Raw genomic sequence first — 1136 nt, 5'->3', positions numbered from 1 at the left:
GCGAGCCGATCAACAGGCCGGATACATATGAGCGATTTCCGAAATCGTGCCAAATTCTCGATTGCGAACAGCAGCCGACACATACATGTGGGCCGGGTGTGTCTTGAAGGGCGACCATCGGTTCCAGTTTTGCACCGTCAGCTCCCTGCGCAGAGCCGCCGGTCGCACCTTCGCCGAACGGCGGATGGTCGCCAGAGGCAATCTGGGAAACTTACGTCAGGCGCGGAACACGAAACCTGTGCAGAGCACCGATGCCCGCAGCAATACCTGCGTTCGTTGGTAGTGTCTCCGCATCCCGATTGTGCGACCTACGCTCTCCCATGCCCTTGAGGCCCGTTTCCCGGAGGTTGCCCCATGAACATCACAGTCCCCTGTCTCTTTGCCAGCGCCGCATTGGCATTTCCGCTCGCTGTCATTTCGCCAGTCTTCGCCGATGAGGTCGCCCCGCCCGTGCCGCTTCAGATCAACGATGTGATGCCCGCGACCGGCTTTGCGCCGGATGCCGTGACGGATGTGATGGGCCTACGTCTCGGGATGACATACGATTAGGTCGAGGCCGTTCTTGCAAAGGTGGGCTTGCCGATGATGGCCGACGCACAGGAAATCCCCGATGCACCGCAATTCGGCCCGCGGCGTCTCGGCTATCATTTCCGGACAGGAGAGGTGGCCCCGGCCTTCCAATGGAAAGACGGCTTTGAAATGTCATTCGCGCCGCTGCGCGCCTCCGCCGGTCTGACGATGTATGCCGAGCAAGCAGACGCGATGGGCGCGCTGGCGGAATACACCAACGGGCAGTTCTTGTGGGTCAGCTTCGGTGGCCCCTCGGTTGGCGCCCGCGTGCAGGAGATCCGCCGCAGCCATCAGATTGAAGAGCCGGTCGATACGCAGGTCATGCTCGACAGCATCACCGCGAAATACGGATCGCCGAGCCGGGTGAAAGCGCATGGCAATTTCTGGATTGATGTCGCCTACTATTACAAGGATGGTCAGTTGGTCGCTGAGGGTGATCGGCGCCGGACAAAACTCTCGCTCTATTGCAAACAGAGGTGGTCCTGCTTTTTCGACCAGCTTGCAGCCCGGTTAAGGTGGATCAGGGTTTCCTATCAGGCTGCCATTCTTATGGGTTCGGTTTTGCT

2 protein-coding genes are annotated in these 1136 nt (G+C 59.7%); both read left to right on the top strand.

Annotated features, from left to right (window positions below; all coding sequences use genetic code 11):
* Nucleotides 1-354 precede the first annotated feature (354 nt).
* Entirely contained in the window at nucleotides 355-549 is a 195-nt protein-coding gene (locus tag ACSSV4_RS23240; protein ID WP_454277345.1) for a hypothetical protein, read from the top strand.
* Nucleotides 550-585: 36 nt separating this feature from the next.
* The coding region (locus ACSSV4_RS23235; protein ID WP_454277344.1) for a hypothetical protein at nucleotides 586-1136 on the top strand (551 nt) is incomplete at its 3' end.

It is taken from the genome of Roseovarius sp. MBR-154 (assembly GCF_053628595.1).
This window is presented reverse-complemented; position numbering and strand designations above follow the sequence as displayed.

What these genes read in the sequence shown, in the direction of transcription:
- ACSSV4_RS23240 (WP_454277345.1), top strand. Translation starts at nt 355, where the DNA reads ATGAACATCACAGTCCCCTGTCTCTTTGCCAGCGCCGCATTGGCATTT.